This is a genomic window from Vibrio sp. 1CM24A (assembly GCF_023161725.1).
GTDB classification, from domain to species: domain Bacteria; phylum Pseudomonadota; class Gammaproteobacteria; order Enterobacterales; family Vibrionaceae; genus Vibrio; species Vibrio coralliirubri.
The window spans coordinates 39,741-61,964 of record NZ_JALNTS010000001.1 but is presented as its reverse complement, the minus strand read 5'-3'; the positions used below and the strand labels follow the sequence as shown (position 1 = coordinate 61,964).

The 22,224-nt window shown below is 43.8% G+C and carries 19 protein-coding genes; 9 read left to right on the top strand and 10 right to left on the bottom strand.

The features are described from left to right. Positions 1–199 precede the first annotated feature (199 nt). Complete coding sequence (locus tag MSG38_RS00285; protein ID WP_048610925.1) at positions 200–1,375, bottom strand: MFS transporter; 1,176 nt, start codon at positions 1,373–1,375, stop codon at positions 200–202. A gap of 291 nt (positions 1,376–1,666) precedes the next feature. Here MSG38_RS00285 and MSG38_RS00280 point away from each other — a divergent pair, with 291 nt between their 5' ends. Then, a complete protein-coding gene (locus tag MSG38_RS00280; RefSeq protein ID WP_050650832.1) occupies positions 1,667–2,557 on the top strand; it encodes a LysR family transcriptional regulator in 891 nt (296 codons plus the stop codon). A 94-nt stretch (positions 2,558–2,651) separates the two neighbouring features. Here MSG38_RS00280 and MSG38_RS00275 read toward each other — a convergent pair whose 3' ends face one another. Next, positions 2,652–7,613 (bottom strand): transporter substrate-binding domain-containing protein, encoded by a 4,962-nt coding sequence (locus tag MSG38_RS00275; RefSeq protein ID WP_348983498.1) that lies wholly within the window; start codon positions 7,611–7,613, stop codon positions 2,652–2,654. 10 nt (positions 7,614–7,623) lie between these two features. Continuing rightward, a complete protein-coding gene (locus MSG38_RS00270; protein WP_048610920.1) occupies positions 7,624–8,649 on the bottom strand; it encodes a two-component system response regulator in 1,026 nt (341 codons plus the stop codon). 660 nt (positions 8,650–9,309) lie between these two features. On the opposite strand from MSG38_RS00270, the gene pstS reads away from it, so the two are divergent. The 4 genes from pstS (at position 9,310) to pstB (ending at position 13,103) form a co-directional block, all read left to right on the top strand. Further along, positions 9,310–10,356 (top strand): phosphate ABC transporter substrate-binding protein PstS, encoded by a 1,047-nt coding sequence (gene pstS / locus MSG38_RS00265; protein WP_248400682.1) that lies wholly within the window; start codon positions 9,310–9,312, stop codon positions 10,354–10,356. A gap of 145 nt (positions 10,357–10,501) precedes the next feature. Next, on the top strand, positions 10,502–11,422 hold the full coding sequence (pstC, locus tag MSG38_RS00260) for a phosphate ABC transporter permease subunit PstC (RefSeq protein ID WP_197090247.1): 921 nt from the start codon (positions 10,502–10,504) through the stop codon (positions 11,420–11,422). After that, entirely contained in the window at positions 11,419–12,255 is an 837-nt protein-coding gene (gene pstA / locus MSG38_RS00255; protein ID WP_248400680.1) for a phosphate ABC transporter permease PstA, read from the top strand. The genes pstC and pstA overlap by 4 nt, the downstream gene beginning before the upstream one ends. Beyond that, a complete protein-coding gene (pstB, locus tag MSG38_RS00250) occupies positions 12,255–13,103 on the top strand; it encodes a phosphate ABC transporter ATP-binding protein PstB (RefSeq protein WP_248400678.1) in 849 nt (282 codons plus the stop codon). The genes pstA and pstB overlap by 1 nt, the downstream gene beginning before the upstream one ends. 126 nt (positions 13,104–13,229) lie before the next feature. Here the strand turns inward: pstB and MSG38_RS00245 are convergent, their stop codons facing one another. The 6 genes from MSG38_RS00245 to MSG38_RS00220 all read right to left on the bottom strand — a co-directional run bounded on the left by MSG38_RS00245 (position 13,230) and on the right by MSG38_RS00220 (position 19,082). Beyond that, positions 13,230–13,994 carry an ATP-binding cassette domain-containing protein gene (locus MSG38_RS00245; protein ID WP_050644268.1) on the bottom strand — a complete coding sequence of 255 codons (765 nt, stop codon included), beginning with the start codon at positions 13,992–13,994 and terminating at the stop codon, positions 13,230–13,232. A gap of 12 nt (positions 13,995–14,006) precedes the next feature. Continuing rightward, positions 14,007–14,957 (bottom strand): iron chelate uptake ABC transporter family permease subunit, encoded by a 951-nt coding sequence (locus MSG38_RS00240; protein ID WP_050619685.1) that lies wholly within the window; start codon positions 14,955–14,957, stop codon positions 14,007–14,009. Continuing rightward, the gene (locus MSG38_RS00235) at positions 14,950–15,903 is read right to left on the bottom strand and encodes an iron chelate uptake ABC transporter family permease subunit (RefSeq protein ID WP_048606150.1); all 954 of its coding nucleotides are present in this window, start codon (positions 15,901–15,903) and stop codon (positions 14,950–14,952) included. Before MSG38_RS00235 ends, MSG38_RS00240 begins: the two co-directional genes overlap by 8 nt. Before the next feature lie 100 nt (positions 15,904–16,003). Next, a complete protein-coding gene (locus MSG38_RS00230) occupies positions 16,004–16,936 on the bottom strand; it encodes an ABC transporter substrate-binding protein (protein WP_122081111.1) in 933 nt (310 codons plus the stop codon). A 419-nt stretch (positions 16,937–17,355) separates the two neighbouring features. Continuing rightward, complete coding sequence (locus MSG38_RS00225; RefSeq protein WP_248400676.1) at positions 17,356–17,988, bottom strand: response regulator; 633 nt, start codon at positions 17,986–17,988, stop codon at positions 17,356–17,358. Continuing rightward, the gene (locus tag MSG38_RS00220; RefSeq protein WP_248400674.1) at positions 17,985–19,082 is read right to left on the bottom strand and encodes a HAMP domain-containing sensor histidine kinase; all 1,098 of its coding nucleotides are present in this window, start codon (positions 19,080–19,082) and stop codon (positions 17,985–17,987) included. Before MSG38_RS00220 ends, MSG38_RS00225 begins: the two co-directional genes overlap by 4 nt. A 123-nt stretch (positions 19,083–19,205) precedes the next feature. Between MSG38_RS00220 and MSG38_RS00215 the strand changes: the two genes are divergently transcribed. Together MSG38_RS00215 and MSG38_RS00210 are read left to right on the top strand one after the other, a co-directional pair. Beyond that, a complete protein-coding gene (locus tag MSG38_RS00215; RefSeq protein WP_248400672.1) occupies positions 19,206–19,379 on the top strand; it encodes a hypothetical protein in 174 nt (57 codons plus the stop codon). Positions 19,380–19,987: 608 nt separating this feature from the next. Next, positions 19,988–20,197, top strand: a complete 210-nt coding sequence (locus tag MSG38_RS00210; protein WP_004731601.1) for a hypothetical protein — start codon at positions 19,988–19,990, stop codon at positions 20,195–20,197. A 230-nt stretch (positions 20,198–20,427) separates the two neighbouring features. Here MSG38_RS00210 and MSG38_RS00205 read toward each other — a convergent pair whose 3' ends face one another. Then, the gene (locus MSG38_RS00205) at positions 20,428–21,021 is read right to left on the bottom strand and encodes a hypothetical protein (protein WP_050632976.1); all 594 of its coding nucleotides are present in this window, start codon (positions 21,019–21,021) and stop codon (positions 20,428–20,430) included. A gap of 265 nt (positions 21,022–21,286) precedes the next feature. Here MSG38_RS00205 and MSG38_RS00200 point away from each other — a divergent pair, with 265 nt between their 5' ends. Together MSG38_RS00200 and MSG38_RS00195 are read left to right on the top strand one after the other, a co-directional pair. Beyond that, a complete protein-coding gene (locus MSG38_RS00200; protein ID WP_019820087.1) occupies positions 21,287–21,448 on the top strand; it encodes a hypothetical protein in 162 nt (53 codons plus the stop codon). A gap of 226 nt (positions 21,449–21,674) precedes the next feature. Then, entirely contained in the window at positions 21,675–22,214 is a 540-nt protein-coding gene (locus MSG38_RS00195; protein WP_017061899.1) for a DUF3332 domain-containing protein, read from the top strand. Positions 22,215–22,224: the final 10 nt, after the last annotated feature.

Here is a 22,224-nt window from a genome sequence, read left to right as displayed (position 1 = left end):
TACAAAACAAGCTTAAGTACTGTTGTCACAGGATATAAGCCAAGACAGCAGTTTTAAGAAAACGTTATTATTTAAGCCGTAAGCAAAAGCCCTACCTTATTGGTAGGGCTTTTTATTTGTCTGTGTTTGGATAGCATCATTAGCACTGTAAACCGGTTACCGTAGCACTATGTTCAATTTTCAGCGGTTCAACTACTCCTTAAACCGGTTGTTTTTGAATGTGTGATTTACGTGCGCTGAACGCGAACAACAAGATAACAGCCAACACGAATGGTAATACATAGATATTGAGGTTCTGCCATCCAGCTGTCGATTCTAACCAACCAGAAAGCATGGCGGTAATCGTCACACACCCAAAGACAACAAACTCATTAAACGCTTGTGCCTTGGCTTTGTTCTGCGACTGGTAAGACTGACTAAACAAACCCGTGGCTGCGATAAACATGAAGTTCCAACCGACACCCAGCACGACCAAGGCCGCTCTGAAGTGCCAAATAGATTCGCCATGAATGTTAATCGCAATACAGACAACGAACAGCACCCCACCCGCCAAGATCATCATTCGTGAGCCAAACTTCTCGATAAGTGAACCAGTAAAGAATGCAGGAACAAACATCCCCAACACATGCCACTCAATCACACCCGCCGCCTTGGTAAAGTCAAAGCCACAACCAATCATTGCCAATGGTGTTGCTGTCATCAGGATATTCATCACCGCATAAGCGACCATGGCAGCGAACACAGCGCCAATAAAGTTAGGCGCTTTCACTATCACACTGAGAGGATCGGATTTAGGCGCCTGACTATTAAAAGAGACTTTAGGAAACTGAATGGTTTGTAAGATGAGTAACGCAAGAATGTTCAATCCAATCAAAGAAGCAAAAGCACCAATGTACAAACCATCTTGCGACCATTGCTGAGACATAATCGCCAAATTTGGCCCTAATACTGCTGCTAGAACGCCACCAGCCATAGAGATAGATATCGCTCGATGACGGGCATTTTCATCACACACCTCGATTGCAGCAAAACGATAAAGCGTACCAAAACCTATGCCTATCCCAAGTAAGAACGTCGCGAAACAAAACAGATAGAAATTTTGCTGAGACAGTGCGTAGGTGGCAAGACTAGCTCCTGTAATACCAACCACATTACCAATGCTAAATCCTCGCTTTCTCCCTAACTTGCCTGAAATTAAAGATGCAGGAATAGTGGCTGCCATTAAGCCCAAAAACTGCAGTGCAACCGGCAAGGTGATCATGCTGACACTGGGCGCAATCTGCTTACCGATCAAACCAATCACAGAGATCAGTAATATGTTACCCGTCATCAACAAGGCCTGACACAGTGAAAGCAGCCAAACATTTCTATTCATCTTCGTTCCTAAATATGAGCACAGTTGGTCAATAGACCAAAAATTCAACAAAGTCGCAACACTTTGTTACTCATAGCAACTCTACAAAGCGACCAATAGACCAATAGACCAATAGACCAATATAAAGTGTTACCACCATATGACTTTGATTAGCGTTACTTAAGACGCTAGAGTTGAAATTATCATTACTTAAGATAATAATAATTTTCTGTTATTTATAAGCTTTGTTACTTCGAGACTTTATTACTTATAAGTTTTGTTGTTTATAGGCTTTAGCATTTGAAGGTGAGTATGATTAATCCACTTTGGCTCAATACGTTTAAGACTCTGGTTGAAGTTGGACATTTCACCCAAACGGCAGAAAAGTTGTACATGACACAACCAGGAGTCAGCCAACACATCAAGAAGCTTGAACAAGCTTGTAATTGTGACCTGCTCTCTCGAGAAAATAAGAGCTTCGAGCTGACCGAACAGGGTCGGATTATGTATCGCTATGCGCTCAAGCTAGAGAAAGACCAAGAAGATCTTTTTGAGTCTCTGAGTTTTGATAATCCTTATGCTGGGCAATGTCACTTGTCTTGCTCTGGCTCACTCTCTTTACGTCTATATCCCAAGCTTCTTGAACTTCAACAGCAACACCAAGAGCTCAGCATTAACTTAGAAGCCGCTCCAAACAAAAAGATATTGAATGACCTAAGCGAAGGCACTACCGATATCGGCATTGTTAGGCATTCCCCGAACGACAGCTACTACCAAAGCCAAGTCATCGGCAAAGAAGCACTGTGTCTTATTGTCCATCACAGCCTTGCTGATTTAGAGATAACGCCGCAAGTACTTCATGACATTGGCCTAATTGCGCACCCAGATTCTGCACACTATCTGTCTTTGTATTTCGACCTGTGCGGAGATAAAGACTTAGCGAACATCAACGTTAATGAGATACCAAGATCTGGCTACATCAATCAGCTTCACCAGATCTTGCTACCCGTATCAAAAGGGTTAGGTTTTACCGTGTTACCGGCTGGCGCGGTTGAGCACTTCCCAGAACGAGACAAGCTACACGTTGTGCCGCCAAAGGTAGAAGTTGAGGAAACGCTGTATTTGGTTCAAAAACGAAACCGAAAACTGCCGCACAGATACGATACGGTTGTTGAATTGATCAAACAGAACGTGAGTGGTTAGTTCGGTATAAATAGATTTAAAGCCTTTAGCTAGCTCGTTATTTCGCTGTAAGAGCTAAAGGCTTTAATGTTGAAGTGATATTTTTAAAAGACAACTACTCAGAAGCGCCAAGCCCCTCTTTGGCTCGTTCAAAGTCGTAATTATCTAAAGCACTTTGAACATCTTTGAGAACCGCAGAATCTGGATACTGTGCCAGTAACTCAGTCACATATTGCGTTGCATCGTTATCATAAGCTTCCAACAGTGATAGCAACTGAGCATGCTGTTCTGACGTGATGCTCGGTGAATCAGAGGTATCAGCAAGACTCGCATCGGCTTCTTCAGTACTTGTCGTATTGAATCCCTCAACACCAGACACATCAAAGCTGATCTCAACTGCTTTAGTCAGTTCGATTAACCTAAGTTCACCTTGCTTAAGATCTTCTTCATCACACGCCTTGTTATGAGCTTTGCTTTCTAAATCACTGAGTAACTCTGCCAATCGCAATCCACCAATCGCAGCTGCCATGCTTTTTAAGGTATGAAGATTACGCTCTAACGTCTCCCATTCACCTTGTACTAAATTATCGAAAGCTTCCGACATCATGTCTGGCGAGCCTTGGCAGAACCTATCAAGCATTTTGGCTTGCAGCTGCACATCATGATAAGTCAGTTGCTCAAACCTCGACTGAGAGAAAACAGGCGGTTCTATGTGAGTATCGGAGTGTAATTCCGCACTCTCAACAGAATCACCTGTCTGGATCGCATCTGAAGACGTGTCTGATGGCGCTCGACCTTCAACTAATACCTCAGGAACAATGTATCGAGTAATCAAAGACATCGCTTTATCAATAACAATTGGCTTATCCAAGAAGTCCGTGACGCCCGACGCCCTCGCTCGTTGTTTCGCATCAGCAAAAACATTGGCCGACATTGCAATAATCGGTACATCTGTATCGAACTCACGAATCAAGCGGGTTGCTTCAAAGCCGTCCATAATTGGCATTTGAAGATCCATGAAGATTATTTCGTAGTCGTTGTTTTTAGCTAACTCCAGCGCTTCCTTTCCGTTTTCAGCAAGATCGGCATTCAATTTGGAACGACTGAAAAATGCTAAGGCTAGATCTTGGTTCAGATCATTGTCTTCAACCAATAGCACCCTTTGGCCTTTGAACTCTATCTGGTAATCCAGTTGCAGCTCTTGGGCTTTGAAGTCGGCTAACGCATCCGAGCTTGATCGTGGCAATGTCAGTACAAAGGAGAACTCACTGCCTTGCCCGTAAACACTCTCCACCGTAATTTGACTGCCCATCGCATGCACTAATTTCTGGCTAATGTTGAGCCCAAGCCCTGTACCGCCAAACCGACGTGTTGTTGTGGTATCCGCTTGGCTAAAGGCTTCAAACAGCTTGTGACGGTTCTCATCCGAGATGCCTATCCCGGTATCCATCACACTCACCTTCATGGTTAGACTGCTATCGTTCGAGTCAACATGCTCCACCGTTAACGCTACGCTGCCTTTTTCCGTAAACTTAATCGCGTTACCCACAAGGTTGAGTATGACTTGGAACAACCTCAAGGGATCGCCTTGCAATGGCGTGTCTAACTCTGGGTCTATGACCATCGACAAATTGAGCTGCTTCTCAGCCGCTTTCGACTCCATCAACTCAATCACATCTTTAAAGGTCGTTACGGGATCAAACGGGATGTTATCAATAACAAGTTGCCCTGCTTCTATCTTTGAAAAATCAAGGATGTCATTGATGATGCTGAGTAACGAATGGCCAGAACGGTGCACTTTCTCGATATAATTTCGAGCGACAGGATTCGATATTTCGCCAATCGCCAGATAAGACAAACCAATAATGGCGTTCATTGGTGTTCTTATCTCATGGCTCATATTGGCTAAGAATTCCGATTTAGCTTGGCTCGCCAAATCGGCTCTCTGTTTCTCTTCTTCCAATTGTTCGTTAAGGCGCTTCATTTCAGAGATATCGAATGCCCAAAATAGTGTGGCGACTTCACCATCAAGTTCAAGCAGGTAGTAACTAACAAGAGCGACAAAACGACTTCCATCAAACTTCCTAAGCACTAACTCTCGGTTTACTACTTTACCTTTGAGGTTGAGCTCTTTGTATAGCGAATCACGATCAGACAGAGAGTCATAAATAGTTTTTATATCGATAGAGTGCAACTCTCTACGTTGGACTCCAAACAGACGTTTCGCAGTATCATTCGCATAACGAACCTGATCCCCGACAACCACACTCGCAGCTATAGGTGAAGTGTTCAGAATGTTATAAAGCTGATTTTGGGCTTTTTGCAGGGCTTCGGTCGCTTCCTTAGCAATGCTGATCTGCTTCGCTAATTTACGATTCCAGAAAATAATAAGAAGAAGGATCACCAAAGAAAAAACCGAAATGGTGTAAACCAATTGATAATCAACTCTTTCTATCGCTTTGGGTGCCGCCCACTTTGCTGAGATCTTCTGGTGTTCTTCAGCCGAGATACTGCCTATCGCTTTGTTCACAATAGACAACAACAAAGGTTCAGACTTGATGACATGCAGAGTTGGCGACAGGAAGAAATCTAATCGGCCGATAATGCCAATCCCTCGATAGCCAAATGAGTCGATTAAGTAAGTTAGGACGTCAACGGTATCAATCATCGCATCAAACTCACCCGACTCAACGAGCTCTAAGCCGTCATTAGTCGAGGACACCATCGCCCAGTTGATCTCAGGGTAACTATCCATGATAGCTCCTGTGTTGGCTCCGCCCTCTAAAATACCTATTTTCCATCCAGCAGCTTCTTCTAAGACAAGGCTATTCACATCTCGTCTTGAGGCAATGGCCAAGCGACTAGAAAATAACGGTTTACCCGCCTTCACACTCTCGCTAAGTGAACGATTCTCCACAGCGGCCGAGACAAGGTGCACTTTTCTATGGTCAACGAGACGTCGAGTCTCCTGCCAGCTGCCGACATCAACATGTTCCAAGCGTAAACCTGTTTTCTGTTCGATCAGCTTTAGGTAATCATCGATCATGCCGATGTATTCCCCTTTGCTCGAAACGGCCTCATAAGGCAAAGAGTTAGGATCAATACCGATTTTTAATACTGGATGAGACTTTATCCACTGACGTTCATTTTGACTAAGATTAAGAAGTTCACCGGCTAAACTGTTTGATTGATAAATATCTGAAATATAGCGTTTTGCGCCTTCTCCAAATGAGTTAAATTGCTCAATGGCAGGGAAATAAACATAACTCCCTTCCACGGAATCTACATCGAAATAAAACGTCATAAACCCAGCATTGGTGCTGCCCGTCTGCGTTTTATAGCCAGCCCCTTTCGTCACGGATGACAATTTAGAGGTGTTTTTCTTGTCCAATGATGACGTTGATACATCTCCTAGGAACCAAGATTCAAGCGGTCGCTTATTATTATCAGCCAGTGCAGAAATCACTGTGAAGGTATTATCTGCGTCAAATATGTCAAAAATCTTAGGCAATTCGTCAAAGCGATCATTGACGATAAAGTACGCTGAGATTTGAGCAATAATATCGGCCTTCTTCAAAACCGGAGTCAGGTCGTTCTTAATTTGTCTTCTAAGGATTGGCTCAAACTCACCGTCTTCCCTTTTCAGGTTTGCCAATGCGGCGTTGAAGCGGTCTCTTAGTTCAGCCCCCCTGAAATCCACGTAGATGGGATAGCTGACTTTATAATCCTCATGGAGTTGAATCTCGCGCATTTCAATAAACCGGGTATTGGTAACAAACCAGGTTAATACGCGCCTTTCTACCATCAGGAGATCAACATTTTGAGCTCTCAGCTGGGAAAATGCCGACTCTAAGCTGTCGAGATCATCTATCCGATCAATGCTCAATTGGCTTTCCAAGACTTCTACGGAGTTTTTAATCGGCGATGTTTCATCGAACAGCAAAGCACCCAATGACAAATTTTTTGCCGACTTCAAATCCAGCTTACGCCTCTTTAATGACACTGGCACAAAATCAACATCCATCACCTTGTCACTGACAAAGTGCAATGAAGAATCATCCAGTTGAACGCCAGAAACAAACGATATTGAGCTATTGCTATCGATGGCTTGACGAGCCGCACTACGAGGCAAGGTGACAACGTCACCCAGTCGATACCCCATATCGTTCAAAGCCCTTTGCATAATGTCATGCTCTAAGCCAACAGAAGTACTGTCTGGATACATGTAAGGTGGGTTGCCGAATCCAAATACACCTTTAATGGGAGAGCGATAAGGTGAGTCATCTAACCATTTAGATAAAATACGGTTCTTTTTACCGATATCAAACGTTGCAATCTGTTGATTCAACAAGTTAAGCAACTCATTGTCGTTTGAACGAATAACCATGGCTGCTTTGATACTCTTCCAGCGATCAAGTACATGGTTGACCGCTAAATTCTCTACTCCGCTTTTATGAGCAAGATCCATGGTGGTTACAGGTTCAGCCAGTAAGCCATCAACCGACCCATCTTCTAATGCACGAATAGCATCAATGGCCGTATCGAACTCAACTCTCTCAATCGAACTAAGCTGCACGCCAGATCGCTCAAGGTCGATGCTTTCACGAACCATGGCAATTCGTCTCTTGGCCTCTTGCTCAATTTTATTGTTGAGGTGGTCATCGGTAGGAAGAATGACGGCAATTTGGTACGAGATATAAGGATCGGTTTGAAGGAAACGACCTCCTTCGCTGGGATCAAACTGTTGAAAAGGAAACACATCGCCTTTCCCGTCTAACAAAGCTTGCTTTGCTTCAGCGTGAGAATCTACGCTGATGAAGTTGGTTGTTACGTTGAAACGCTCTTCAAGATCGTACGCCCAATCTCGAATAATCCCGTCGACTTTTCCGTCATCACCAATAAATGAGTAAGGATAATGACTGGATAGCGCAACAAACGTGATTTCACGATCAGGGTCGTGCCATAGGTTTGGTTGTTGCTCTGGAGCCGCCTCTGCGTTGACGCTAGCGGCACGAACAACGAATACAACAAACAAAATTATGGCGATGACATAACGCTTACCCCACTTACCCCACATCTGCCAGAGGTCACTCATCTTTGAACTTCTCTTTTATCTCTAGAATCTCAGGCAATTTAATGAAAAACAGATCAACGATAGTTGGGTCAAAATGCTTACCTTTCTGCTCAGTGATTAAGGCCAAAGCATCTTCGACACTCCAAGCTTTTTTATAAGGGCGTTCTGCAGTCAGTGCATCAAACACATCAGCCACAGCAGCGATTCTGCCAACCAATGGGATGTCTTCCCCTGCCACTTGACTTGGGTAACCGGAACCATCCCATTTCTCGTGGTGATACTGCGCCACTTGAATCGCCATGCGCATCAGTTTTGAATCACTTTGCTGCCCTAAAATCTCCACACCATACTCGACGTGTTTCTGCATGATCGCCCACTCTTCCGCATCGAGTTTTCCGGGCTTAAGTAACACGTTGTCAGGGATACCTATTTTACCAATATCGTGCATTGGCGCCGCGTCTCGGAGCGTTTCGGCATCTTCGTCAGTCATGCCCAACGCCTTGCCCAACACCTCACAGTAGTGGCTCATGCGCTTAACGTGCATACCCGTTTCGTTGTCTTTAAATTCCGCTGCTCGACCTAAGATATTGAGGGTCTCAAGTTTGCCTAGATTGATCTCGACGGTTTTGTCTTTCACTTGATGGAACAGTGCTCGTTGTTGGTCATACAACGCGATGTGGGTTTTGACACGCTGGAGCGCGATTTCAGGCGTGATCGGTTTCGTTAGGTAATCGACAGCACCTAAAGATAATCCTTTCACTTCGGCTTCTGGACCAATTTTGGCGGTCACGAAAATGATAGGAATGTGAGCCGTATTCGGTTGAGCTTTAAGTTGGCGGCATACCTCGTAACCATCAATATCAGGCATCATGATATCAAGGAGGATAAGGTCAGGCTGCGGCACCATCTTCGCAATCTTGATACCAATTGTGCCGTTAATCGCTACTTTCACTTGATAAGTATCTTTGAGTATTGCCGTTAACACATCCAAGTTACTTGGGGTGTCATCCACGACTAACACTATGGGTTTCCGACTCATTGATACCTCGTATACAAATCAAACAGTTATAACCATAGTGTAGATGGGTTTTCGCACCTCTCAATATCAAAATGACAAATGTTTGTTAAAAATGAAGGATAGATCTTCGAGTGACATCAAATTAACACCTTGAATGGGTAAGATGTCAAAAACTCGACGGGAATTAGCTTATAAAACAATGAACTACATACGCATCTATTATCACATCACCTAAACACCCCCGAAGAAAATAACTATTGCGGCCTACTGTTAGTCGCTCTTTCACCAGCAAGACCTGAAGTGAATAATCAATCGTTGAACATGATGACAGCTCGCCGAACTGGATCGCATGAACAGATGCAAAAATGACTATCCAGTGGCCTGGTTCACATCAAGTTCAATCTGTTTCACTTCGTAAAGAACAACGGAATTAGCCCCGATTCTGTGAAGTTTTCTTATCAGAATAAATCCATTCAGATAAACCTTTTCTATTTATATCGATTTAAAAATCACTTTAATAAAAGTGAAATATTCAGTTCATAACCTCCCCTTCGACAACTTAATAAGTCTAGTCATATTTTACTGAGCTTGAATAATCACAATGTTTTACTTGAACACTAAAACCCATTATTCAAACACCGACATTATTCGAATGAATAATAGATTAACTGGAGATATACCGTGAAATTGATTAAATCTACACTATTGTCGTCTTTATTGGTTGCGGCAACTTTTAACGTTTCTGCGAACACGACGATCAATGGTGCAGGTGCCACCTTCCCTCATCCAATCTACGCAAAGTGGGCAGAGCAATACCAACAAGCAACCGGTATTCAAATCAACTACCAAGCGATTGGTTCGGGCGGCGGCATTCGTCAAATCACAGCTAAAACCGTTGATTTCGGTGCAACAGATGCACCACTAACAATTGATGAACTCAACAAGGAAGAGATGATTCAGTTCCCAATGGTGATGGGCGCAATCGTACCGGTTGTAAACATCCCTGGCATTGAAGCAGGTGAAATGAAGCTAACAGGTGAGCTGCTTGCAGATATCTACCTAGGCAAAATTGACAATTGGAATAATGAGCAAATCGTTGCATTAAACAGCGACCTTACTATTCCTTCTCAACCGATTTACGTTGTCCACCGTTCAGATGGTTCTGGCACAACTTTCAACTTTACTGAGTACCTTGCTCAAGTAAACGATGATTGGAAAAACCAAGTTGGTGTTGGTAAAGACATCACTTGGCCACGTCAGGCAACAACCATCGGCGGTAATGGTAATGCTGGTGTAGCTAACTTCGTGAGCCGTACTCGTGGCGCGATCGGCTACGTAGAGTACGCATTCGCGAAGCAAAATGACCTAACTCATACGCAAATGGACAGTGCAGAAGGTAAATTCTTGCAGCCATCGATGGAGACGTTCCAATCGGCAGCAGCAAATGGTGACTGGGCAAGCGCTCCTGGCTACCACCTTCTACTGAACAACCAACCAGGTGCTGACTCTTGGCCAATGACGGCGGCAACTTTTATCTTGATGCATAAAGATCAAAAAGACGCAGCCAAAGCTCAAGAGATCATTAACTTCTTCAATTGGAGTTATGAGAATGGCGCTGATGCCGCTGAAGAGTTGGATTACATTCCAATGCCTAAAGCGGTCACTAAGATGGTAAATGACACTTGGTCACAAGAGCTAACTACCGATGGCAAAGCCATTCTTAATTAATCGATGAATTCGTTCATTGAAACTAATATCAACTTTTAATTGAGACCCAATACCGCTAATTGTGATTTTTATTGAATATATCTCCTTTGGAATAGCTTCTTTTGAATACCTACTAGCGGTATTTATCTTACCTATGAATAAAACAATGACTATTAAAAGATTAGATGGTGATTCAATTTTTGAAAAATTGAGTTTTACTTCTTCTATTCTTATTTTTATTGCACTAACTGGCATTATCATTTCTTTAATTGATGGCGGTTGGAAAGCATTTTCTGAATTTGGCCCTGGCTTTGTTTTCAACAATGTCTGGGATCCAATTAATAGTAACTTCGGTGCAGCCTCTGCTATTTACGGCACACTGGTTACTTCCTTCATCGCAATATGTATAGCGGTTCCAGTTGCCTTAGGCACTGCAATCTTTTTAGCAGAATTAGCACCCAAGTGGATCAGCAGCCCTGTGAGCAAGGCTATTGAACTACTCGCAGCAATTCCGAGCATCATTTACGGCATGTGGGGCTTGTTTGTCTTCGCACCTTGGTTCTCTGAAGGCTTCCAGATGTGGGCTCTAACGAACTTATCTGGCATCCCGATTCTTGGTACTTGGTTTAGCGGCCCGCCAATCGGTATCGGCCTACTGAGTGCAGGCATCATCTTGTCGTTTATGATCTTACCTATCATGACGGCGCTAACCCGTGATGCACTTCGCTCAATACCAGATGTTTTACGTGAAGCCGCATACGGTGTCGGTGCTACGCCATTCGAAGTCATCACTAAAGTGTTGCTTCCTAAAGTAAAAAGCGCAGTAGCAAGCGCAGGTATCTTAGGTTTAGGACGTGCATTGGGTGAAACCATGGCGGTGGCATTTGTTATTGGTGGTGCAAACCGTATTGAAACTTCACTGTTTATGCCTGCAAGTTCTATTTCATCGACGATTGCTCAGCAATTTAATGAAGCGACAAATGAAGTTCACATCTCTTCGCTGATCGCGCTAGGTCTTGTGTTATTTGCGATCACTTTCATTGTTATGGGCGCTGCCCGTTTCCTTTTGAAAAGAGGTAGAGCATGAATCTAAGAAAGTTAAAAAATGGCCTATTCGATGCGTTCTGCATTGCTGCAACCGCATCGGGTCTTATCGTACTCTCGAGCATTCTTTACACCCTAATCGGAAAAGGCATCAAGGGGCTGAAATGGAGCCTGTTTACTGAACTTACTCCAGCGCCGGGCAGCGAAGGCGGCTTGAAAAATGCGATTTACGGCAGCTTGATTCTAACTGGTATGGGCATCGCGATTGCAGCTCCGCTTGGTGTGTTGGCTGGTACTTGGCTATCTGAAGCACCTAAAGAGAACAAAACAGCTGAAACACTACGCTTTCTTAACGGTATGTTAGTGAGCGCACCTTCTATTTTGGTTGGCTTGTTCATCTACGCGGTGATTGTGGTTCCAATGGGTTCTTACTCAGCATGGGCAGGAGCAATCGCGTTAGCTATTCTGGCTTTGCCTGTGATCATCTCTTCAACAGAAGAAATGTTAAGACTGGTGCCACCAACGCTAAAAGAGGCTGGTAGTGGTTTGGGCGCTCCAAAATGGCGTGTGATTACTAAGCTTAGCTACCGCGCTGCAGGCCCAGGCATTGTAACGGCTATCTTGTTGTCGGTTGCTCGAATCTCAGGTGAGACGGCTCCCCTGCTATTCACAGCATTAAACAGCAGCTTCATGACTACAGACATTGGTGCGCCAATGGCGAACCTACCAGTGACCATTTATCAATTTGCGATGAGTCCTTATTCATCGTGGCAAGAATTAGCGTGGGCAGGTGCCTTACTAATTACTTCATTCATTCTATTTATCAACATCCTAGCGACAAGCTTGCCTAAATACCTGAAAGCGAGAAAAGCATAATGACTGCAATGACTAACTCATTAGTAAACGACAATTCTTTCTCAAAAGGTCTTGATACCCTGTCTAATGAGGCAACCAATGACCAAGCAATGACTTGTCGCATGCAAATTGAAGACCTGAGCTTCTTCTACAATAAGAACCTGCCAGCGTCGTTAAAGAACATCACCATGCCGATTTACAACAACAAGGTGACGGCACTGATCGGCCCTTCGGGTTGTGGTAAATCAACGCTATTGAGAACCATGAATCGCATCTACGATTTGTACCGTACTCAATATGCTGAAGGCGATATCCTGCTTGATGACGAAAGCATTCTAGGTTCGATTGACCTCAATGAACTTCGCTCAAAAGTCGGCATGGTTTTCCAAAAGCCTACCCCGTTCCCAATGTCTATCTACGAGAACATGGCCTTTGGTCTGAAGCTTAAAGGTGGCTTTAGCAAGGATGAAATCGATACTCAAATCGAGAAAGCACTTAAGCGAGCACATCTATGGGAAGAAGTGAAAGACAAGATGAATGCGGATGCTATGGGCTTGTCGGGTGGACAACAGCAACGCTTGTGTATTGCTCGTACTATCGCTTTGCAACCTGAGGTAATCCTAATGGATGAGCCGACGTCTGCACTCGACCCAATTGCGACTGCCGCGATTGAGGAGCTGATTACCGAGCTTCGTGAGAAGTACACCATCGTTATCGTGACTCACAACATGCAGCAAGCGATGCGTATTTCTGATCACACCGGCTTTATGTATCTTGGCGAATTAATCGAGTTTGGTGAAACCGAGCAGATATTCAAAGCGCCAAAGTATGACCGTACTCAACGCTATATTTCTGGTGATTTCGGTTAACTGAGTCTTCAGCAACTAAAATGCACTCGCAAAAGAACCAATAGCGAAAAACAAAAAGAGCTCCCATATGTGGGAGCTCTTTTCATTCAACGGCTAGAAAATAAAACAACCGAGTTATTCAGTATTCTAACGACCAGAGTAATACATACAGATTCGCACATCATCAAACTCGCGAATCTCAAATGGGATCTCGTAGATCGATTCCATAACTGATTTTTCAACCACTTCCGAAACCTTACCCGACTTGACCACTTTACCTTTCTTCATCGCGACAATGTTATCTGAGTAGCAAGAAGCGAAGTTGATGTCGTGAATCACGATAACCACCGCTTTATTGAACTCATGCGCCAAACGACGAAGCGTCTGCATGATTTCAACAGAGTGTTTAATATCAAGGTTATTCAGAGGCTCATCTAAGAACACATAATCCGTATCTTGTGCCACAACCATCGCGATAAACGCCATTTGACGCTGACCACCACTCAACTCATCAAGGTATTTGTTTTGGATGTCAGTAATGCCAAGGTGTTCTAGTGCTGTATCGACGACCTTATGATCTTCGTCTTTCAAGCGACCTTGAGAGTGTGGGAAACGACCAAAACAGACCAATTCACGAATCGTAAATCGCATATTGATGTTATTTGATTGTCTTAACACGGCAAGGTGCTTGGCTAGCTCTTTGGTATCCCATTCAGCCAGTAACTTATCACCAATGACCACTTCACCCGCGTCGCTGTCTGTTAAGCGGCTCGCCATTGAAAGCAGTGTACTTTTACCCGCACCATTTGGGCCAATGATAGAAGTCACTTCGCCTTTCGGGAACATAGCACTGGCATCATCCACCACGAGTGACTTGCCATACTTCTTACTTAAACCTGTTAATTTAATCACTACTTACTACCTTTACTGAATTCTGGTGCGTAACAACAAGAACATAAAATACAAACCGCCGACCAAGTTAATGATCACACTCACTGTGGTTTCAAACGCCATCACTTTTTCGATAAACCATTGGCCAGAAACCAATAGCACGATCGCTAGTAAGCTGCTTGCGATGATAAGCACACGATGCTGATAAGATCGGAATATCTGGCGAGCTAAGCTCACGGTGATCAAGCCAAAGAACAGCACAGGGCCAACCAGAGCTGTCGACACCGCAACCATCACTGACACAATCACCAAAGTAATCTGAGTCAGTCGCTTGGTGTTCACGCCCAAGCTTGTCGCGTTATCAACACCAAGCCAAAGTACATCGAGCTTAGGCGCCAACAGCCACAGGCCAAGTAAGCTCAAACCCAATGGAATAAGGCTGAGGTAAACCAGTTCGCCTTTCACGTTATTGAAGCTTGCGAACATCACATTCTGCAGCACCGCGAATTCATTGGGATCAATCAACATCGCAAGGAAATTCGCTAAACTCGAGAATACGCTGCCACACACGATGCCAATCAAAAGCAGTGTGAATACGTTGTTTCGCTTGCTCTTAAAGTAGAAATGGAACAGAGCAAACGAGAACAAGATCATCACAGTCACAGACATCGAAAAGTTTGCGATTGAGTCAATCACCCAGAAGCTCGCACTGCCAAACACAAACAAAAGTACCGTTTGTACCAGCATATACAAGCTGTCAAAGCCCAAGATGGATGGGGTTAGAATTCGGTTATTAGTGATGGTTTGGAAAACCAATGACGACGCAGAGATCGCTACTGCCGCCAACACAATCGACAGCAGTTTTGGTAGTCGCAGAGACAAGAAGAACTCATAGTTATCCCAAGTAAGCCCCTGCCCGATGAATAACGCTGTCATACCCAAAGACGCGATAGCCAGAATCGCAATTTTTACTGAATCACGCATTCGACTTGTCTCTCATGATTAGGTAGATAAAAATCAAGCCACCAAAGATGCTGATTACCATCGAGATTGGAATCTCATAAGGGAAGATGACGATTCGAGCTAGCAGATCACAAGCTAACACCAAGATCACGCCCCAATAGGCCGTCCAAGGCAGAATCTTCTTCATGTTATCGCCCATCATCAGCGACACGATATTCGGCACGATAAGGCCAAGGAATGGGATAACACCAACGATCATCACCACAGAAGAGGCGCAGATAGCGACCAATGCAACACCAATGAAGACAATCTTCTGATAATTCAAGCCGATGTTTTTCGCGAAGCTCTCACCGATGCTCGCCGCACTGAACTGGCTCGCAAAGTAGTAAGCCAGCACACAAGCAGGCACTGCGAGATAAAGGATTTCATAGCTGCCCTGCAACACGCTCGCAAAGTTCGCCATCGTCCATGCAGACATGGTTTGTACTAAGTCGTGTTTGTAGGCGATAAATGTGGTCAACGCTGAAACCACGTTGCCGTACATGATGCCAATCAAAGGCACTAATACCGCGTTCTTAAACTTAAGGTGTTGTAGGAAGCGAACCAATAGCATGGTGCCAAACACTGCAAACGCGAAGATAAAGCCTAAGTAGCTCCATTGCGCAGCATTGCCTAGCACTAGAATGCCGACTATGTAGCCCAACATCGCACAGTCAATGGTGCCCATCGTCGAAGGCGCGGCAAACTTGTTCTGTACGATTTGTTGCATGATCAAACCAGAAACACTCAATCCCGCTCCGGCAAGCACGATCGCGAGTAGTCGAGGGATCCGACTAACAATATAAATAGAGTTGGCGTGTTGGTTGCCATTGAAGAAGTCACTAAAACTGATTTCAGCGACTCCAATCATCAATGACGCAACGCATAACACAACAAGAAATACAGCAGCTGCAATGGGTTTCAACATAGAAATAATACTAAAGGTAGGTCTCGGGTAGCCCGTATAAAAAAGTGAAAAAGGGCTTATAAGAACACTCTTATAAGCCCGAAAATCTGATAGTTAGTAACTATTGAATCGTACGTTCAATGTCACCAAGCATTCTGTGAATCGCTGTCACACCGCCACCAGCCAGATACCAAGCACTTGAATCAAGGTAAACGATGTTGCCATGCTGCGCTGCAGGTGTTGCCGCAACCAGTGGATTATCAAACAGTTGTTGAGCGCGACCTTCTGATTTGCCAATCGCTTTTTCACGGTCAAGCACGTAAAGCACTTCAGGTTTTGCATCAGCAATGTATTCAAAAGAGATTAGGTTGCCGTGTGTTCCCTTGATCGGAGCCACGGTTGCACTCTTTGATTCCACGAAACCAAAGTCATCAAAGATGATTGAGAAACGGCTGCCTTTGTTGAACATCGCAATGTTGTTGCCGTTGTTCATTAGCATCATTGCTGAAGTTTCGTCAGACGCTACTTTGTCGTTTACCGCTGTGATAGAAGCTTGAGTCTCTTTAATGATCGCTTCAACTTCAGCTTGCTTACCAAAGATGTCGCCTAGCGCACGCCAGTTTTGCTGAGCATCAGCCCAGTACTTGTCGCCTTCAATAGAGAACATGATGGTCGGAGCAATTTGTGCCAGTTTGTCGTAAACCTTAAGCATGCGGTTTTCCGCGATGATGATGTCAGGCTTCAACATGTAGATAGCTTCAAAATCAGGTTCGCTTAATGAACCTGTATTTGCCGTAGTATCTTTGTAAGAAGCTAGGTAATCAGGCAGCAAGCTATGAGGCGCGCCAACTGGCTGCACACCAATTTTATCAAGCACGTCTAAGCTACCGTGGCCTAGAACCACCACTCGCTGTGGTACTTCAGTAAACTGCGCAGTGCCTTTTACATGCTCAATGGTGATGGTTTCCGCATGCGCGGTCATCATGAATGATGATGCTAGAACGATGGCAAGCCCGCTCAATAACTGGCGAACTGAATTGATTGTTTTCTTCATGTTTCTTCCTTTGCCATTGAGACAAACCACCACTCATGACAATGAAAGTCACATTACTCATAAACGAGCATGGGGCGTACACAACTGCTAAATAACGATAATTTAAAGTCTGTCATTGGATTGACAACAAACTTGTAACGCAAGTGAGAACTATTATCAATTATATTTGCACTAAATTGGCGACACAACAACTTTATTATTCAGAAACGTAAAAGTGAGTATTCATATTTTGTTAGGCTGCTAACAATGGCAGGTATGAATGTACAAAAACGGCGATATAACGAGGATATGGAATGGAGAAGCCAAGAACAGAACACACCAATGGCCCACGATATTCTTTGCGTGAACCATAAAAACGGTTGGTAAGAAATTTAGATTTTAATCCTTATTTATCAAAAAGATAATAAAAACCTCAGCGTTTACTTGAGCATGCTCGAATGCACTTCTTTTCCGCGACGAGTGAGGGAGTAAATACGGCTTTCTCCTTTTTTCACCAATCCACTATTCACCAACTGCCTTAAATGGAAATTGAACTTGGTATGGTCTTCAATTCCCACAACGCGGCATAAATCCATAAATTTTAACTTCTGATGAATACTCAAGTGATTCAACACCGCACGTCGAATTGGGTTAGCTAATGCACTAAACACCTGGTCGTTACTGCGCTCTTCCACAGGAGTCTGCAGAGATCGTTCCGCATAAACCCTTCTAAGCGTTACCGACAGTGCCGCCAAATTAAAGGGTTTGGTTAAGAACTCGTCCGCCCCTTTTTTCATTGCATCAACGGCAACATCCACAGTCGCGAACGCCGTGGTGATCACAATCCCGATTTTAGGTTGCAATCGGCGCAAGTTAGATAAGGCTTCAACACCTGTCATGCCCCCCATCACCACATCAAACAAGGCAAGATCAAACGTCTCCTCCCCTGCTGCATCCAACGCATCTTCTGCATTATCAAACGCAACAACGTCAAACTCTTCGAGTGCCAGCGCTTCGACCAACACTTCTCTTAATTGCTCATCATCTTCTGCAAGCAATAGCTTTAATTTCATTGGGTTGCCTTAGGTAGTTGTAGTCGCACCATGAGACCGTTCTCAATATTATGCAAGGTAAGTTCACCATGATGTTGCGTCATAATTTGTCGGCAGATAGCCAGCCCCATTCCAGTCCCTTTTCCAACCGGCTTAGTGGTAAAGAAAGGTTGCATCACTTTATCAATCGCATCTTCAGGAATAGCAGGACCACGATTGGTGAGCTCTATAATCACGTTAGAACCCAATGGATACGCTGAGATAGAAATACTCTTGGTATGCTCGCTCGCATCAACGGCATTAACCAATATATTGACGAGCACTTCTTCTAGATGAATCGCGTCGCCATGCACTTGCAGCTTCTTACCAACATCCAATTCGATATCAAAGTCTGACAGTCGATATTCCACCAGCGAAAGCGACGACTGACATAAACCTCGCACACCAACGCCTTTGAATGACACCTTTCGATGGTGGGCATAATTCAGTACTTCTTGACTGATATGGGCGGCGCGCTCGATACCACTGCGGATCCTCACCAATTGCCTAGCCACATTCTCATCATCAGGCAGTCTTTTCTCGAGTAAATCGCAACTCATCATTGCGCTGCTCAGCGGTGTTTTCACTTCATGAGCAACAGCTGAAGTCAGCTCGCCTAATTCCTTAAGCTTTTCGTCTTGAAAGGAGCGATGCACCATGGCTTCAATTTGCAGTTCTCTTTCTCTATCGAATACTCGCAGCGCTTTCCACAAGAAATGAAGCGTTGCCAAAGCACACATTGTTCTTAAGAAGATAACCCAGATGCCGTATTCAGAGCTCAAAATGCCCGAAGTAATACCATAAAAGATCAACGCAGCACCGGTATAAACAAAAGGAGACGCAGCTTGGTGCTCAACATCATAAAACTGTTTGCCGTAAATGATCATGGTTACGCCAGCCAACAGGCCGGAGCCTAAGCCGAACAACACTCGGATGTGGCTATTACTGATGTTAATGTAGTCGGTAAATGCTTGCTCATCAAAGCGATCAACTAAGCTCAAAGTAAACGCGACCAGCAACAGCCCAATGAAGACCTTGCCCCACTTCACCCAACGCGAGTCAAACAGATCCAGCATTTTCCACCCAAAAGCGCCTAAGGCGAGGTAAGAAAAGAGTAACTTGAAAACCTTGAAGAGTTCGACCGACTGAGAACGCTGAAATTGGTCTTGATAGAGAATCAAATAAAGCTCAGACCATTCATGAACACCATGAACAAAGCCAAAGATGGCAAGGATCGGGAGAAGTTTGGAGATACTGATCTGGCTGTTTTTATAGTTTCTAAAGACAACAGAAAAACCGATGGCGAAGAAAGCCAAACCGTAGATCAGATAAAGGGTAAATACGACTCATATATCCATAAGCATGAAGTGTAAACAAAGCCCTCAAGCCCTGCAATCACAACACTTGACCCAAAAGTTACGATTTGTAATTTACAATGTAAAGGTGATATATAACAGCCACTTAACTTTCAGTAAATTTGCCGTTTTAATTTAAATCACTAATTATACTTAAGACGGACAGCTAAAAAGCCAAGCCTCAGTCAGATATCATGGTCAATCCCCTGACCTTCGCTCATTTAACCTTCAGTAAGCGATGACAAATCACCCAAAAATATTTTTGAATTTAATTGAAATTAGGGTTGTAATTTTAAAAACTAGGCGTATAGTTCGCCACCTGGCTCTAATCTATAGAGCTGTTAATGCTAAAGTAAGTCCAAGTTCCACATAGACAGTTCTCGATTCCCTCGTTACACCATCTCTGCGTCAGCTTTCACCCAGATAGTCATTCAATAGCTTTTAAATTCGATCCTACCACCGATCTCTCGTCATTCGCTCTTTTATCAGCGAAGTCAGAATAGATCGATCACTTAAATACAAATGTAATAAACACAAGGCACAGTTATGTCACGCAGAACAACACGACAAACCCATTGGTACCAACTATCACGCGAAAAAACAGTCAATAAACTAAAAGGTAATAAATGCTCAAGATTAAAATAGACTTACATAAAGAAGAGATTTCATGGGTCACCGAGATTCGACAGCTCAATAGCGATATACTCCACCGCCACATATTGCCCAAGCTACAACATCACAGTTATCTCATCGACTTTGAATTTAATGAACGAGAAAGCATCGGAACTATCGTTTCAGGCAACGGAAACACCCTAGGACATTTCACACTCCTATAGCATTTCCCAAAGGCTACAAAAGAAACACCATCTAGTCCCAAAGATGTAAAAGATGTCACCCTCAATTCGCTCTAGCAGAACAAAATAGAGTAGAAGTAAAACAGATCAGAAACCTAGCCCTTTTTGCATTTCACACGCGGCTAACGCTAGCTAGGTTATCGTACTTCTATCGAGACCAACTTATATCGAACTCTGAATCACCAATGAGTCATTATCAGTGCATTCATGGACTAATCAGTTAACGGCATCGACCTTAACTTCTGATCAAGAGTATATAAGTGTTCTGCAGCTTGCATGTGTTGAGGGTAATCACTGAATTTCTCACGATTCTCCTCATTCATCTTACATGTCTCATCCACCAGCATTAACTTCCAATACAGCTTTGTTGTATGCAGCATCGCCAGTAACGGTTTGAACACCTCTTTCTCATAAGCTTGAATCAACTCTTCAATCAACTCGTCACGTTCGTCTTCACTTGCGATTGAACCCTCGGTTGCCGACAACACTTTTTGATACTTCAGGTTTTGTTGCAGCTTATCCATAACCGTTTGGTTTTCTTCCGCTAACTCAACAAGCTTCGACTTAATGATGTTTACCCAATTCGCTTGGCTAAGTACTGTGTCATCAACGCTGGTAAAGTCCTCTCGTATTTGGCGTTCAACGTCTTTTTGAGCTTTCTTTAAAACCGCTCGCACCTTTTGGAAAGGCAGCTGATACTCCTTACTTAGCTCGATAATCAGTTTATGAAAACCACCGTTTGGAAGGTGTAAGTTTCCCTTAAACGTCGCCATTGCAGCTTCTTGCTGCTCGGTAAGGTGAGTCATTCTGTTTCCTATTCTTTATCACTTATGGTGCTGAGCCCGCGATCATACCACTATTACCCTCGTTTTTTCGGTAACTTGATAGGTTACACCTCGCTATGCCGTTAAATTCTCCCAACTCTTTACCTTTTGCCTAGTTATTAATCCATATGGCATGAAATGGTAAATCTCTATCGGTGAAAGTTCGTACATTACGCGCTCAGGGTATATCGCCAGACAGGAGTCGTTACTTACATATGAAAGACAACCGCGAGAAATGAGAGAACAGATGACCTATTCAGAATACAAAGAATCCGATTTGCATAAGTGCGTAAGCATTGGTGCAGAAGCAATGGTATCCATTGCCAAGTTTGCCTTTAAAGCCACTACCCTTTTATTTCGATTTTTCCGCTGGCTTGTCGTATCGGCTTATACCTACGTGATGAAGTAATTCTATATTGGAGTGGTTGTTTTCATTACGACTTATCTAAATACCCCAAAGCGCGCCCTATTAGGTCGCGCTTTTTTTTGTGCCCAGTTTTATACCTAGCTTTATACCAAAAGTCCGAGTGCATTTTATATCGTCAGTGGCGCTAAATGGTAAAACTGACCATCGAATAAAAACCATACTACACCTGTTCCAACGAAACAGACTTCTAACTTATACAGGTACTAAAATGAAAAAGATTGCACTTAAAATTGTAGGACTAACGGTTTTGGCTTCTGCGCTAACTGGTTGTATCGGTAGTAACGCCGTAACAGGGAAAGTGATGAAATTTAACGTTGAAGTTGTCGATAACCGCTATGCTCGTGCAGGTGTAAACTTCTTATTAGCGCCTGTATACGGTATTACAACCGCAGCAGACTATGTGGTATTCAACTCACTTGAATTCTGGACAGGTAAAAACCCTATCAGCGGTTCACCACACGTATTTGATACAAAAACAGACACTCACTTCAAAGTGAACGATGAGCTGGACCCAAGCCTGAAAGAAGCCCCTGTCGGCCCAATTTCAAACAATCGCACCATTGAAACGGGTGAGATGATTAAGATCGACGAAAACACGATTCAAATGGACATCGTCTATACGTCTGGTGAAACGGCGACTTTAACGGGCATCAAAGACGGTCAAAACGTTACCTATTACATGGATGGTCAGCTTGTATCGCAAACGACTATCGCTGAATTAGAGAAGATTCAAGGCACTGAAGCTTAAGGTTCATCGC